Raw genomic sequence first — 13,344 nt, 5'->3', positions numbered from 1 at the left:
TGCGCAAATCAACCGAGAACACAATCCATCACTAGCGAAAATTCTTATATTTACATCCAAACATGCAATAAACAGATAACGTATTCATCGCACATAATGGGACAATTACGCACATTCGCAGCAAAAGCGTGGCAGAATAGTGGCTATGGTTGCAAACAATGCGGGAATGCCCGCCACCCCAGCAGATCTAATCAATGTCGACGAGGTCATCGGCAAGTACTATGACGTCGTCCCCGATCCCAACGTTCCCGAGCAGCGTGTCTCCTTCGGCACCTCCGGACATCGTGGCTCGTCCCTGAAAACCTCGTTTAACGAGGCCCACATCGTGGCCATCACCCAGGCCATCGCCGAATATCGCAAGAAGGCTGGCGTAACCGGCCCGCTGTATATCGGCCGCGACACCCACGCCCTGTCCGAGCCAGCTTGGAAGACCGCCATCGAAGTGCTCGTCGCCAACGGCGTGACCGTGCGCATTGACTCCCGAGACGACTTCACTCCGACCCCGGTTGTGTCTCAGGCCATCCTGACCCATAACCGCGCAGCGGACGGCACGCAGCGTTTCACCGGCGAAGGCCTGGCCGACGGCATCGTCGTGACCCCGTCGCACAACCCGCCGACCGATGGCGGCTTCAAGTACGATCCGGTCACCGGCGGCCCGGCTCCGGCTGACGTCACCAACGCCATCGCAGACCGCGCCAACGAGCTACTCGGCGATTTCAAGAACATCAAGCGCGTTCCGTTCGAACAGGCCGTCAAGTCCGATCTGGTCGAGCGCTTCGACTTCCGTGAGCACTACGTCGCAGATCTGGAGAACGTCATCGACTTCGACGTGATCCGTTCCTCCGGCGTGCGTCTGGGCATCGACCCGCTCGGCGGCGCTTCCGTCAACTACTGGCCGCTGATGAACGAGAAGTTCAACCTGACCATCGACGTGGTGCGCCCGCAGGTCGACCCGACCTGGAGCTTCATGACCATCGACCACGACGGCAAGATCCGCATGGATCCGAGCTCCCCGTACGCCATGAAGGGTCTGGTCGATTCCCTCAACAACGGCGCTTGGGACAAGTACGACCTGGTCGGCGGCACTGATCCGGATGCCGACCGCCACGGCATCGTATGCCCGAACTGGGGCGTCATGAACCCGAACCACTACATCGCCGTGTGCGTGGAGTATCTGTTCGGCGGCAATCGCCCGGGTTGGCCGGAAGGCGCCGGCATCGGCAAGACGCTGGTCTCCTCCTCCCTGATCGACCGCGTGGCCGCTTCCATCGACGCCAAGCTCGTTGAGGTTCCGGTCGGCTTCAAGTGGTTCGTCGACCCGCTGTTCAAGGGCGAAGTCGCCTTCGGCGGCGAAGAGAGCTCCGGCATGAGCTTCCTGCGCAAGGACGGCCGCGTGTGGACCACCGACAAGGACGGTCTGATCCCGGATCTGCTGGCTGCGGAAATCACCGCCAAGACCGGCAAGAACCCGGCACAGCTGCATCAGGAGCAGGTGGAACGCTTCGGCGAAAGCTGGTACAAGCGCATCGATACCCCGACCACGTTGGAGCAGAAGCAGAAGTTTGCCAAGCTTTCTGGCGACGACGTTGCTGCCACCACGCTGGCCGGCGAAGACATCACCGCCAAACTCACCGAAGCTCCGGGCAACAACGCCAAGATCGGCGGCCTGAAGGTCACTACCAAGAACAACTGGTTCGCGGCACGCCCATCCGGCACCGAAAACATCTACAAGGTGTACGCCGAGTCCTTCGAATCCCCGGAGGCCCTCGACAAGGTGCTCGCCGAAGCCACCGAAGTCGTGGACAAAGCCTTGGCCGAGTGATAATCGGCGAATCGGCATAATCCAGCCGTTCGCCAATCATTCGTAAAATCCATCGGGAAGCCCGCCTTCTTTTCGAGAAGAAGGTGGGCTTCTCGCATATCCAGCCAAATACAAATCAACCAAATACGAATCGCAATATGGCATGAAACGTCAAATTCTGGCATGAAGCGCACGCGACCGTCTTCCTACTGCCCCGCTTCGCATTCCGCTTGACTGATGACGACGCAACGCTCAGCCCAGAGACCCCGCCAATCTGCATGGGAAATCTGCATGGGAGGTGAACGATGCGCATCGCCATTGTCGAAGACTATGACGCCGAACGCCAACCGATGGCCGTCATGTGCACGGAATATTTCAAACGAAGCCATACGAACAGCATCACGGCACGACGTCGTTCGATTATGACGGCACACCGTTCCGCACTTCCGTCATGCTGTGTTTGGATGACTGATTGTTCGCCCGTCAGACGCGATTCGTTCCGTATGATAGGCGTCTTGCGGCTTTCGTAGGGTAGAGACATGACGATTACGGTTTCTACAGACGGTTCCGCTTTGGGTAATCCGAATGGTCCGATGGGTTGGGGTTGGGCCGATCACGAACTCGCGACGGGCGGCAAGCCGGGACACCACCATGAAGGTGATTGCGACGCCGGTGGAGCAACGAACGGCACCAACCAGATCGGCGAACTGTGCGCGGTGTTGGAGGCGTTGCGCGCGCATCCCGGTTCCGAACCGTTGGTGATCGAAACCGATTCGCAGTATGCGATCAACTGTTCCACCACGTGGGTACATGGCTGGAAGAAGAACGGCTGGAAGAACTCGCAGAAGAAGCCGGTGAAGAACGCGGATTTGATTCGCGCAATCGACGCCGAGATTTCCAAACGTCCTGGATCGGTGAAATTCGTATGGGTCAAGGGCCATGCCGGCAATGCGGGCAACGAGAAGGTGGATGAGCTTGCGCGCACTTATGCCGGCGATTGCCGTTCGAAGGTTCGCGAAGGATATCTTCCTTTGGAGGGCTGGCAATCGCTGCTGGCTTCCGAATACTCGCAAGGCACCGATGTTCCCGACGATGCCCAGATGCTGCTCGACGGCAAAATCACTTCGGACGAATACCATATCGGACGTGGACAGGGCGAATCCGCCGGCGGTTCTCCGACCGACGTTCTGATGGATGTGTCCGATCCGGAACCGCGGCCGCGTTCCATAGCGGACATGCTGGTGGAGTCCGAAGGCTACCCCGCACCCGACGAGGCGACGTTGCCGTTGCCCCCAAACGGAATGACGGCAGAATCCGACAAAATGCTGGAACCGACCACCGTGCTTGCCACGACCGCATCCGACTCCACGCCATCCGATACCGCGACGTTCGACTCCACGCCATCCGATACCACTGCACCGCACAAATCATATGCGGAAATGCTGATCAAAACGGATTATTTCCCGCGTGAAGACGCAGAAAATGCATCCGACGGAACGGCGCAGCCAACGCAATCCGAGCAATCGGCGACGCAGTCTGATGAAATCGTCGACTCCCTGAAATCACCAGAAACACAGGAATCGCAAGCAGGCGCACCACAATCGGCGACGCAACCGCAACAATCCCAGCAACCACGCCGGAAAAGCCCTTCGGGACTGTCGGTGTCGGGCACCATTCGTTTCACTCCCCCGCCAAATTCCAGTCCGACGTTCGACGGCGGACTCCGCCGTATTTGCGGCTACATCGCGGTGGAAGGGTATGTGCAGGGCGATGGCACACTGGTATTGGAGGACGCGCCGTTCGCAGTCAAACACAATTAGTGGAATCGCACACCGAAACCCATATCCCCATCCAAAAAAGCGCGTGAAACACCTCGTGAAAACATTTGCCAGCAATTGATTGCACATCATCGGCCAAGACATGTCGACAAACGTACAAAAATCAACACATCCGATAATATGGAGACGGTCTTAACCCCATATCGAAGGAGGATCATGGACAAGGCACAGCAGGACGCATTGAAGAAAGCAGCCGGCATCGAAGCTGCCAAGCTGATTCAGAACGGCATGATCGCAGGTCTGGGCACCGGCTCGACCGTGCGTTTCCTGGTCGACGAGCTCGGTCGCCGCGTGCAGGAGGAAGGCCTGGAGTTCACCGGCGTGACCACTTCTCGCCGCACCCAGGAGCAGGCCGAAGGCTACGGCATCAAGATCGTCGACATCGATGACGTTGATCACATCGACGTGACCATTGACGGCGCCGACGAGGTCGACAAGAACTTCAACGGCATCAAGGGCGGCGGCGCTGCCCTGCTGTGGGAGAAGATCGTGGCCACCAACTCCAACAAGATCGTGTGGATCGTGGACGAATCCAAGGTCGTCGACACCATTGGCAAGTTCCCACTGCCGGTCGAGGTGATTCCGTTCGGCGCAGGCCAGGTCGTCAAGAAGTTCGAAGCACGCGGCTACAAGCCGGTGCTGCGCCTCGACGCCGAAGGTCATCCGGTACGTACCGACGAAAACAACTATGTGGTCGACCTGCACCTCGAGTGCATCGAACACCCGGAAGCTCTGGCCGAAGACCTCATCAACACCGTCGGCGTGGTGGAGCACGGCCTGTTCCTGCACATGGTGGATCAGGTCATCGTAGGCGATCCGAACGGCCCGCGCGTGCTCACCAACTCCAACAAGTGAGATTAGAGCAGTAGAGGAAGTTCCGCGAACCCTTATGAGGCTGTGCGTTCACATCGAACGCACAGCCTCATTTGCATTTATTGACTTTGATGTTGCATTTTGCCTGTGACTTCGTTTTCGTGATTTTCGTTTATTTCCTTGAGATATGCAAAAATCCCGCATATCAGAAAAGATATGCGGGATTTTGTTTAAGCGACGCTTCAACCGCGCCTGAAGACTACTTGCGCTGGTGGCGAGTCTTACGAAGCAGTTTGCGGTGCTTCTTCTTGCTCATGCGCTTGCGGCGCTTCTTGATGACCGAGCCCATCTCAGCCTCCGTTCTTAAACTCAAAGGGTAAAAGTTTGCAACTTGCCCAATACTACACTGCTTCGGGGACGAACGCGCACAACCGCATTCACATGGTGGAAGCACGCACCTTCTTATTGGAAAATCAGATCAACCACAACCCTCATAGGACACGACAGAATCATGCGTGCATCATGCGAGTCTAGTATCCGACCACCAAATGTCACAGCGGAAACTGCTGGTAGAAGCGCTGCACCGAATCCTTGGCACCAGTGGCTTGGAACACTACGGTATCGTTACGCCAGACGGCAATGGCCTTGGTCTCATCGTTCGGATCGGTTTTGGCACTGTAGGCGCCGGTAGCCTCACCGGAAACCTTCACATTGCCGCTGCCCAGCTCCTTGCCGGTCATGGCGCCGGTCAGATTGTCGTACTGGCTTTGCGCATCCTCGTCTTGGGACCACTGTGCCACTTCAAGAGTGACTTCCTGACCGTCCGTGCCAGTTGAATACGTCAACGTGTACTCCTCAACCGGAGACGCGCCACTCCAGGAAGTGCTGGCATCGGCCTTGGTACGTGCGAAATTCAGTACGGAATCAGGCATGGCCTTCAGCAGTTCGCTGGCACCATCCGGCAAAGCCACCGCGTCGATGGACGGCGTAGTCGGCTCAGAGGCATCCTGCGACGCTCCCTGAGAGGTAGTGGCGCCTTGGGATCCCGCCTCGTCACCCCTGTTCAACGCCCAGCCGGGCCAAATAAAAGCGGATACCAAAGCGAGTACAACCACCAAAGCGGCGGCAACGACAGCCACAATCAGCTTGCCATGGGAAGAGGAAGTTTGCGTATTAGACATGGCTGTTATTCTTTCACATCCGTAAGACGCTCAAAGCCGGGATACGCAATCACGCAGCACTCCCGCATCAACACCCCCCTTAACATCGCGGCGAACGCTTGTCTCAAAATATCCGTATTGTCGGCGGTATGGCAAAGACGTCCTCACAATTTGTATGCTCCGAATGCGGTTGGAACGGCCCGAAATGGCTGGGCCGCTGCCCCGAATGCGGCCAATGGGGCACCATCGAGGAATTTCATGAGGCCCGTCCCGCCGCTTCGAAACGCACCGCAGCCCCCGGGCGCACATCGCGCACGCAATCACATGCGGTGCCTGCTTCCGCCGCGAAGCCCATCACGGAAATCGGCACGGAAAACATTTCCAGAATCAGCACGGGTTTCACGGAATTCAACCGCATACTCGGCGGCGGCATTGTACCCGGCTCCGTAACGCTCATCGCAGGTGAACCGGGCATCGGCAAATCGACGCTGCTGCTGGAAACCGCCGGCAACGTGGCCCGTCTTTGCGCGGCACAACCGGAACGCAACACGGTGCTGTATATTTCCGGTGAGGAATCGCAAGCGCAGGTGCGCATGCGGGCCTCACGAATAGGCGCAGTCGAGCCGAATCTGCTACTGGCCGCCACCACCGACCTGTCGACCGTGCTTGGACTGATCGAGCAAAACAAGCCTGCGCTGGCCATCGTCGATTCCGCACAGACCATCGTCTCGCAGGAAGTCGACGGCATTTCTGGAGGGTCGACGCAGGTGCGCGAAGTGGCGAGCGCGCTGATCGACACCGCCAAAACGCTTGATATTCCGGTATTATTAGTCGGTCATGTCACCAAAGACGGCTCAATTGCCGGCCCACGCACGTTGGAACATCTCGTCGATGTGGTCTGCCAGTTCGAAGGGGATGCCGAAACCGCGCTTCGCATGCTGCGCGCGGTGAAGAATCGTTTCGGACCCACCGATGAGGTCGGCTGTTTCGATATGAGCGGCGAAGGCATCGAAGAGGTGACGGACCCGTCGGGGCTTTTTCTGTCGTCTTCCAATTCCGCCAATCCCACTCCGGTGGAGGGCACGTGCGTGACATTCACATTGGATGGGCATCGCAGTCTTCCCATCGAAGTGCAGTCGCTCGTCACCAAATCCGTGCTGCCGACGCCGAGACGTGCCGCGAATGGCGTGGACGCGAACCGCATCGCCATGCTGGTGGCGGTGCTGTACCGGCATGGCAACGTCAATCTTCTGGCAAACGACCTGTATATTTCCACGATCGCCGGCGGTCAGGCGCGCGAGCCGGGCTGCGATCTGGCGATTGTGGGCGCGTTGGCGAGCGCCGCGAAATCGAAGGCGATCAGTCGCACCACATGTGCGGTCGGTGAGATCTCGCTGACCGGGCAGGTGCGTCCGGTGCCGCGATTGGAATACCGGTTGCGAGAGGCGGCCCGTCTTGGCTTCACCACCGCTGTAGTGCCAACATTACGTAGGGAAATCGCGATTCCCGGATTGTCGATCGTTCAGGTCGACACATTGCAGGATGCGCTTGACGCCATGTTGCGATAACACACCCTACATACCGTTTTCGCATGTATGCACGCGAAGCATATACATTATGTTATTTTTTTAACCTATACTAGTGGGGCTCTTACGTAGATTCTTACGTAAGAGCCCCACTATTTTTTTGAATGCTGATACGTTTTTATCGAAAATATCAGCATTCATTAATCACTGTCATTATCGTAATTATTATTGCGATTAGAATCAGGCAGTAATTCGCTTGGTTTCCTCGACATTGCGCTTCAGCTCGTCGACCAGATCCTGCGCAGAATCGAACTTGATCTGCGGACGCAGGAAGCCAGCGAATTCCACACGCACCTGATGATCGTACAAATCAAGCCAATCGTCGGTGATGGCGTAGGCCTCGACCACACGCTCATTCATGCCGGTCGCCTCGTTGAAGGTCGGCTTGGTGCCAATGGAAATCGCAGCGGGCCAACGATATGGCGAATGATCGGCAAGGCGGGCGTCAACGGAAGACGAGTCAAACTGTTGCGAAATACCATCGGACGCCGCTTCCGCATGGTCGCTCTCCGTAGTCTTCGCTCCCAAATCAACGAGCCAACCCGCATACACGCCGTCAACCGGCAGATAACCGGCAACATTGTCACTCAAATTCGCCGTCGGGAATCCAATGGTGCGTCCACGCTCCTCGCCGTGCACCACAATGCCTTCCACGGCGTGCGGATGCCCCAGAATCGCATCGGCGTCCTTGATGCGTCCCCGGCCAAGCAGGTAACGCACATTCGTGGAACTCCACACACGCACGAGCTTGGCTTGGTTCTTCTTGCTCCATGCGCGGCGTTCCGCCTTGGAAGCGCCTTCCAGCGGGTCTGCCGGCTCGCCATGGCCGGTCGGCGTAACCGGTTGGGCATTGGCTGGCACGCGGGTCTCTCCGGGACCTCGATCATCAACCACTTCAAGCTGGAACACACCAGTAGCGAGCGCGAGATCCTCAATGGCTTTCACGTCTCCGGCGCGATTCGCACCCATGGCCGCGTCGGAACCGAGCACCAAGGCGCGCATACCCAGCTTGCCGACCATCTGACCGAGGAAGAATCGGTATGATTTCGCCGCGAATGCCAGTGTGTAGTGCACGATGAGCGTGTAATCCACTCCCAGCTTGTTGATGGTGCGAAGACGCTCCTGCATGCTGGTGAGCGCTTGCGTGTCAGCCATACCGGTCGGCGGCTCCTGACCACCGTTCTTCGCCGCATAACCGTGTACCAAAGCGGGGCGTGGATCGAACAGCACCACCACGGAGAAGGACTGTTCCTTCTTGGCGACTTCCACCACGCGGCGAATCACCGCCTGATGGCCCTGATGCATGCCATCGAACGAACCGATGGTCACCACGGATTTCTTATCGTTGCTCAGTGTAGGCCAATCCACCATGCCACTGGCATCAGGCGTGAGCGTGATTGTCTTCATCATGTCCTTCTTGTGTATGGATTCGTGTCTGTTGTCTGATTGGATGGTTCAGTTGAATACCGCGACAGGTTTGGCCTCACCACGTTTCGCACGTTCAAGGATGGCGACCAAATCGTTGGTTTCCTCAACGTACGCCGCCGTGGTCGTATGTATGTCATGTGCGATTCTGCGTCCGAAACGCAAGTCGGCCGCCTCCTGCTCGCTGACGGCCAGCATACTCATGGAAGCCGCGGCACTGGCCACGGGATCTAGCGCATGATCGAGCGCATGATCGGCATCGTCAAGTACCGCACGATTGCGCGTCACTTCCGTGCCTTCACGATTGGTGAATGTTTTGGATTCAGCGTGGGCGCTCATGACGTTGGGCATATCCACCGAGAATCTGCCGACGCGCGTGCGCCGCAACATCGTCAGATGGCCTCCCAGCCCGAGTTCCTCACCTAAATCGCGTGCGAGCGCGCGAATGTAGGTACCTGCGGAACAGGTCACGGTCACGTCGAGTTCCATAACGGGCTGCATGTCTTCATGCAGTGCGGTGTCGGCAATCCATCCATCGCCTGCCGTCTCGTCCACGATTGCGCCAGCAAGTTCCGCGCCGGCATGATCGCTATGCGTGTAGCCGTAACGCGCCTGCCGCACGTTGAACTCTTCGATGGTCACAGGGCGTGCCTTAAGCTCCACGTCCTTGCCTTCGCGCGCCAGATCGTAGGCGCGATGGCCGTTGATCTTAATGGCGGAGTAGACGTTCGGCACCTGTTCGATACGCCCTGTGAACCGTTCTGCGATCAGCTGTTCCACGGCCTGACGCGAGGGAAAGCTCGCTGTCCGCTCCCCCGGCAGCAGCTCGCCTTCGGCATCGTCCGTGGTGGTGCGTTGCCCAAGGCGAATGGTGGCCTCATACGTTTTGTTATGGTCGACAATGTAGTTGAGCAGTCGCGTGGCATTGCCGAATCCGACCACTAGCACGCCGGTGGCCATCGGATCGAGCGTGCCCGCATGCCCGACTCGCTTCATATGCAGGGCGCCGCGTACGGCCGCGACCACGTCATGGCTGGTGACGCCCTGCGGCTTGTCGATGACCAGCAGACCGGAATGTTCAGGCTTCTTCGTCATCGTCCCAATCTTCGACTTCGACGTCGTCATCGTCGAAATCATCGTCATCATCCTCTTCCGGATGCTTGTACGGATCGGCCTCGCCCGCATACTGCGCGGTTTCGCGGGTCTTGGCGAGCTCTTCGTCACGCTTGCGCGCGATGGCGAGAATATCTTCGATCTCATGTGCTTCGCCCGGCACCTCGTCAAACACGAATTCGAGCTGCGGAGTCAGGCGCAGGCCGGCCTTAGTACCCACGAGGGAACGCAGACGGCCTTTGGCCTGGTTCAACGCCTGCTGTGCGCGGCGACGTTCACCCTGCTCGTGTCCTTCACGGCCAAGCTGGGTCCAGTAGACCTTGGCGATCTGCAGATCATTGGTCACACGCACTTCGGTGATGGTCACGTTTGCGAGACGCTTGTCGTGCAGCTGCGCCTCCATGGAGGATGCGATCACACGTTGGATCAACGCCGCGATACGTGCGGCGCGAGGATTGGTTCCTGCCATTATCGTCCTTCAATCAGATGAATGTATCAGCTTAGTTTTTGAAATAAGTTCTTGTTGTATCGCGGAACGCCCGCAGCCGTATGTCAGCTGTGGGCGTTCCTTTCCTGTTATCGATCGTTGGTTCGAATCAATCGACTACTTACGTTCGATTTCCTGCATTTCAAAGGTCTCAATAATATCGCCAAGCTCGATATCGTTGAACGAACCGAGGTTGATACCCGCTTCGTAACCTTCCTTGACGGAAGTGACGTCGTCCTTGAAACGACGCAGCGAGGAGATCTCAAGATCGTTGACGGTTGCGATGCCGTTGCGCAGAATACGGCACTTCGTACCGCGCTTGACTTCGCCGTCCTGCACCATGACACCCGCGATGTTGCCGAACTTGGAGGAACGGAAGATTTCGCGGATCTCGGAGTGGGAGGTGACGACCTCTTCGAATTCCGGCTTGAGCATGCCCTTGAGGGATGCCTCGATGTCTTCGATGGCCTTGTAGATGATCGAGTAGTACTTGATTTCCACGCCTTCACGTTCGGCCAGATCCGCCACCTGACGGTTCGGGCGAACGTTGAAGCCGATGATGACGGCCTTGTCGACGGTAGCCAGGTTGACGTCGTTCTGGGTGATGGCGCCGACGCCGCGGTGGATCACCTGGATGCCGACCTCGTCGGACACTTCGATCTTCATCAAGGAATCTTCCAGCGCTTCGACAGAACCGGAGGAATCGCCCTTGATGACGATGTTGAGCATGTCGACTTCGGACTTGGCGAACTGCTCCTTGAGGCTTTCCAGAGACACGACCTTGCGACGCTTGGCCAGCTGGGCGGCACGTTCGGTGGCCTGACGCTTCTCGGCGATCTGGCGTGCGGTACGGTCGTCGGAGGCCACCAGGAACAGGTCGCCTGCGGTCGGCACGGAGGTCAAGCCAAGCACCTGCACCGGAGTGGACGGCGCGGCTTCCTTCATATGGTTGCCGTTCTCGTCAAGCATGGCGCGGACACGTCCGTAGGAGGTGCCAGCGACGATGGAGTCGCCGATGTGCAGCGTACCGGACTGAACAAGCACGGTCGCCACGGCACCACGGCCCTTGTCGAGTCGAGCTTCCACGGTGGCACCGCGAGCGTCCATATCCGGGTTGGCACGCAGATCAAGCTCAGCATCGGCGGTAAGAAGCACGGCTTCGAGCAGCTTGTCGACATTGGTGCCCTGCTTGGCGGAAATGTCGACGAACATGGTGTTGCCACCGTATTCTTCCGGCACGAGACCGTATTCGGTGAGCTGGCCGCGGACCTTGTCGGGGTTCGCTCCCGGCTTATCGATCTTATTGACGGCTACCACGATCGGCACGTTGGCTGCCTGCGCGTGGTTGATGGCTTCCACGGTCTGCGGCATCACGCCGTCATCCGCCGCGACCACAAGAATCGCGACGTCGGTGAGCTCGGCGCCACGGGCACGCATGGCGGTGAAGGCTTCGTGGCCTGGGGTATCAAGGAACGTGATCTTACGCGGTTCGCCCTCAAGATCGACGGTCACCTGGTATGCACCGATACGCTGGGTGATGCCACCGGCCTCACGTGCGATGACGTTGGTACGGCGGATGGTGTCGAGCAGTCGGGTCTTACCATGATCGACGTGGCCCATCACGGTAACGACCGGCGGACGCGGCTTCAGATCCTCATCCTCCTGCAGTTCTTCCTCATCCAAGTCGATGTCGAACTGCTGCAGCAGCTCCTTGTCTTCCTCTTCGGCAGACACGATCTTGATATCCCAGCCGATTTCCTCGCCGAGGATCTGGAAGGTGGACTCGTCCAAGGATTGGGTTGCCGTGGCCATCTCACCAAGATGGAAGAGCACGGTGACCAAAGCAGCCGGATTGACGTTGATCTTTTCGGCCAAATCGGCGAGGGATGCGCCCTGACGCAGACGAACGGTCTGGCCGTTGCCAGTAGGAATGCGCACGCCGCCGATGACCGGGGCCTTCATCTCCTGGAATTCCTGACGCTTTGCCAGACGATTCTTACGGGCCTTCGAGGACTTGCCGCCCTGACGTCCGAATGCGCCCGCAGCACCGCCGCGACCGCGACCGCCGCCGCGTGCTGGACCGTTGCTCGGAGCGCTATTACCGCCCTGGAAACCGCCGCCGTTGGCATTGGAACCGCCACCGAAACGGTTACCACCGCCTGCAGGGCGCTGACCGCCACCCTGCCCCGGACGATGCTGGCCCCACTGGCCCGGCTTCGCACCGGCGCCCTGACCCGGACGACCGCGGAAACCACCACGCTGGCCGCCACCCTGCCCCGGGCGGCCGCCACGACGGCCTTCGCCATTGTTGTTGGCGTTCGGACGGTTCATCGGATGCGGACGCGGAATGTCACCCGGTGTTGGGGTGTGCATGCCCTGCTTGCGGCTGAACGGATTGTTGCCCGGACGCGGACCCGGAGTGTGCGGCTTCGCACCATTGGCGGCATTGTTGCCATTGCCGCCCTGCGAAGCATTGGTATTGTTGCGCTGTGCGCGAGGTCCCGGAACCGGAGCTGGCTTGCCGCCCTGACGGCGTTCGCCCTGCGGACGCGGGGCGTTGCCGTTGGCGCGATTGCCATGCTGGCGGGAATCACCCGGACGAGGCATACGCTGCCCGGGCTTCGAAGCTTCGGACTTGGATGCGGTAGGACGTGCCGGCTTTGGAGCGGAAGGCTTTGCCGCGGATGCCGCGGGAGCAGCCGGGGTGGCGCGAGGCGCAGGAGTGGGCGAAGCTGCGGGGGCAGCCGGCTTCTTGGCCGGAGCCGCAGGCTTCTTGGATTCGGATGCGTTGCCCTTCGCGTTGGAAGCGAAAGCATTCCTCAGCTTACGGGCAACCGGAGGTTCAACGGTGGACGATGCAGACTTCACAAATTCGCCCATCGCCTCAAGTTTGTTCAAAACAGTCTTGCTGTCAACGCCAAGTTCCTTGGCAAGTTCATATACGCGTGCTTTCGGCACTCAATTTCTCCTATCTTGGGCCGCGCGCATACGAGCGCGACCGCTACTGATTCACGGCGAGCTTGTTCCTTCTCATCGTGCAACCATGTTCGTGATACCTCGTCTTTTCCCTGGGCATGACGGCATGAACCCCCACGCTTTGGATTATCGAGTCCAGCATACT

Annotated in this window: 11 protein-coding genes; 4 read left to right on the top strand and 7 right to left on the bottom strand. The window is 58.7% G+C overall.

Annotated features, from left to right (window positions below; all coding sequences use genetic code 11):
• Positions 1 to 145 precede the first annotated feature (145 nt).
• The gene (gene pgm / locus NBH13_RS03730; RefSeq protein WP_003835538.1) at positions 146 to 1,822 is read left to right on the top strand and encodes a phosphoglucomutase (alpha-D-glucose-1,6-bisphosphate-dependent); all 1,677 of its coding nucleotides are present in this window, start codon (positions 146 to 148) and stop codon (positions 1,820 to 1,822) included.
• A gap of 307 nt (positions 1,823 to 2,129) precedes the next feature.
• Here pgm and NBH13_RS03725 read toward each other — a convergent pair whose 3' ends face one another.
• On the bottom strand, positions 2,130 to 2,342 hold the full coding sequence (locus NBH13_RS03725) for a hypothetical protein (RefSeq protein WP_250778999.1): 213 nt from the start codon (positions 2,340 to 2,342) through the stop codon (positions 2,130 to 2,132).
• Here NBH13_RS03725 and NBH13_RS03720 point away from each other — a divergent pair.
• Positions 2,341 to 3,621 (top strand): ribonuclease H family protein, encoded by a 1,281-nt coding sequence (locus NBH13_RS03720; RefSeq protein ID WP_250778997.1) that lies wholly within the window; start codon positions 2,341 to 2,343, stop codon positions 3,619 to 3,621. The genes NBH13_RS03725 and NBH13_RS03720 overlap by 2 nt on opposite strands.
• Before the next feature lie 174 nt (positions 3,622 to 3,795).
• A complete protein-coding gene (gene rpiA / locus NBH13_RS03715) occupies positions 3,796 to 4,494 on the top strand; it encodes a ribose-5-phosphate isomerase RpiA (RefSeq protein ID WP_099570946.1) in 699 nt (232 codons plus the stop codon).
• A 217-nt stretch (positions 4,495 to 4,711) separates the two neighbouring features.
• On the opposite strand, the gene NBH13_RS03710 is transcribed toward rpiA, so the two are convergent.
• A complete protein-coding gene (locus NBH13_RS03710) occupies positions 4,712 to 4,801 on the bottom strand; it encodes a 30S ribosomal protein bS22 (RefSeq protein ID WP_004268639.1) in 90 nt (29 codons plus the stop codon).
• A gap of 202 nt (positions 4,802 to 5,003) precedes the next feature.
• A complete protein-coding gene (locus tag NBH13_RS03705) occupies positions 5,004 to 5,633 on the bottom strand; it encodes a hypothetical protein (RefSeq protein WP_250778995.1) in 630 nt (209 codons plus the stop codon).
• 128 nt (positions 5,634 to 5,761) lie between these two features.
• Here NBH13_RS03705 and radA point away from each other — a divergent pair, with 128 nt between their 5' ends.
• Positions 5,762 to 7,180 carry a DNA repair protein RadA gene (gene radA, locus NBH13_RS03700; protein WP_250778993.1) on the top strand — a complete coding sequence of 473 codons (1,419 nt, stop codon included), beginning with the start codon at positions 5,762 to 5,764 and terminating at the stop codon, positions 7,178 to 7,180.
• A gap of 198 nt (positions 7,181 to 7,378) precedes the next feature.
• On the opposite strand, the gene ribF is transcribed toward radA, so the two are convergent.
• The 4 genes from ribF to infB form a co-directional block, all read right to left on the bottom strand.
• Positions 7,379 to 8,605 carry a bifunctional riboflavin kinase/FMN adenylyltransferase gene (gene ribF, locus NBH13_RS03695; protein ID WP_099570948.1) on the bottom strand — a complete coding sequence of 409 codons (1,227 nt, stop codon included), beginning with the start codon at positions 8,603 to 8,605 and terminating at the stop codon, positions 7,379 to 7,381.
• 48 nt (positions 8,606 to 8,653) lie between these two features.
• Complete coding sequence (truB, locus tag NBH13_RS03690) at positions 8,654 to 9,718, bottom strand: tRNA pseudouridine(55) synthase TruB (RefSeq protein WP_099570949.1); 1,065 nt, start codon at positions 9,716 to 9,718, stop codon at positions 8,654 to 8,656.
• The gene (gene rbfA, locus NBH13_RS03685; protein WP_039197164.1) at positions 9,702 to 10,205 is read right to left on the bottom strand and encodes a 30S ribosome-binding factor RbfA; all 504 of its coding nucleotides are present in this window, start codon (positions 10,203 to 10,205) and stop codon (positions 9,702 to 9,704) included. Before rbfA ends, truB begins: the two co-directional genes overlap by 17 nt.
• Positions 10,206 to 10,340: 135 nt before the next feature.
• Complete coding sequence (infB, locus tag NBH13_RS03680; RefSeq protein ID WP_250778991.1) at positions 10,341 to 13,181, bottom strand: translation initiation factor IF-2; 2,841 nt, start codon at positions 13,179 to 13,181, stop codon at positions 10,341 to 10,343.
• Between the last annotated feature and the right edge of the window lie 163 nt (positions 13,182 to 13,344).

The organism is Bifidobacterium intestinale, from assembly GCF_023656765.1.
Taxonomy (GTDB): domain Bacteria; phylum Actinomycetota; class Actinomycetes; order Actinomycetales; family Bifidobacteriaceae; genus Bifidobacterium; species Bifidobacterium hominis.
The sequence above is the reverse complement of the archived record's forward strand: the minus strand, read 5'-3'. Positions and strand labels throughout refer to the sequence as shown.

What these genes read in the sequence shown, in the direction of transcription:
- pgm (WP_003835538.1), top strand. Translation starts at nt 146, where the DNA reads ATGGTTGCAAACAATGCGGGAATGCCCGCCACCCCAGCAGATCTAATC.
- NBH13_RS03720 (WP_250778997.1), top strand. Translation starts at nt 2,341, where the DNA reads ATGACGATTACGGTTTCTACAGACGGTTCCGCTTTGGGTAATCCGAAT.
- NBH13_RS03725 (WP_250778999.1), bottom strand. Translation starts at nt 2,342, where the DNA reads ATGTCTCTACCCTACGAAAGCCGCAAGACGCCTATCATACGGAACGAA.
- rpiA (WP_099570946.1), top strand. Translation starts at nt 3,796, where the DNA reads ATGGACAAGGCACAGCAGGACGCATTGAAGAAAGCAGCCGGCATCGAA.
- NBH13_RS03710 (WP_004268639.1), bottom strand. Translation starts at nt 4,801, where the DNA reads ATGGGCTCGGTCATCAAGAAGCGCCGCAAGCGCATGAGCAAGAAGAAG.
- NBH13_RS03705 (WP_250778995.1), bottom strand. Translation starts at nt 5,633, where the DNA reads ATGTCTAATACGCAAACTTCCTCTTCCCATGGCAAGCTGATTGTGGCT.
- radA (WP_250778993.1), top strand. Translation starts at nt 5,762, where the DNA reads ATGGCAAAGACGTCCTCACAATTTGTATGCTCCGAATGCGGTTGGAAC.
- ribF (WP_099570948.1), bottom strand. Translation starts at nt 8,605, where the DNA reads ATGAAGACAATCACGCTCACGCCTGATGCCAGTGGCATGGTGGATTGG.
- truB (WP_099570949.1), bottom strand. Translation starts at nt 9,718, where the DNA reads ATGACGAAGAAGCCTGAACATTCCGGTCTGCTGGTCATCGACAAGCCG.
- rbfA (WP_039197164.1), bottom strand. Translation starts at nt 10,205, where the DNA reads ATGGCAGGAACCAATCCTCGCGCCGCACGTATCGCGGCGTTGATCCAA.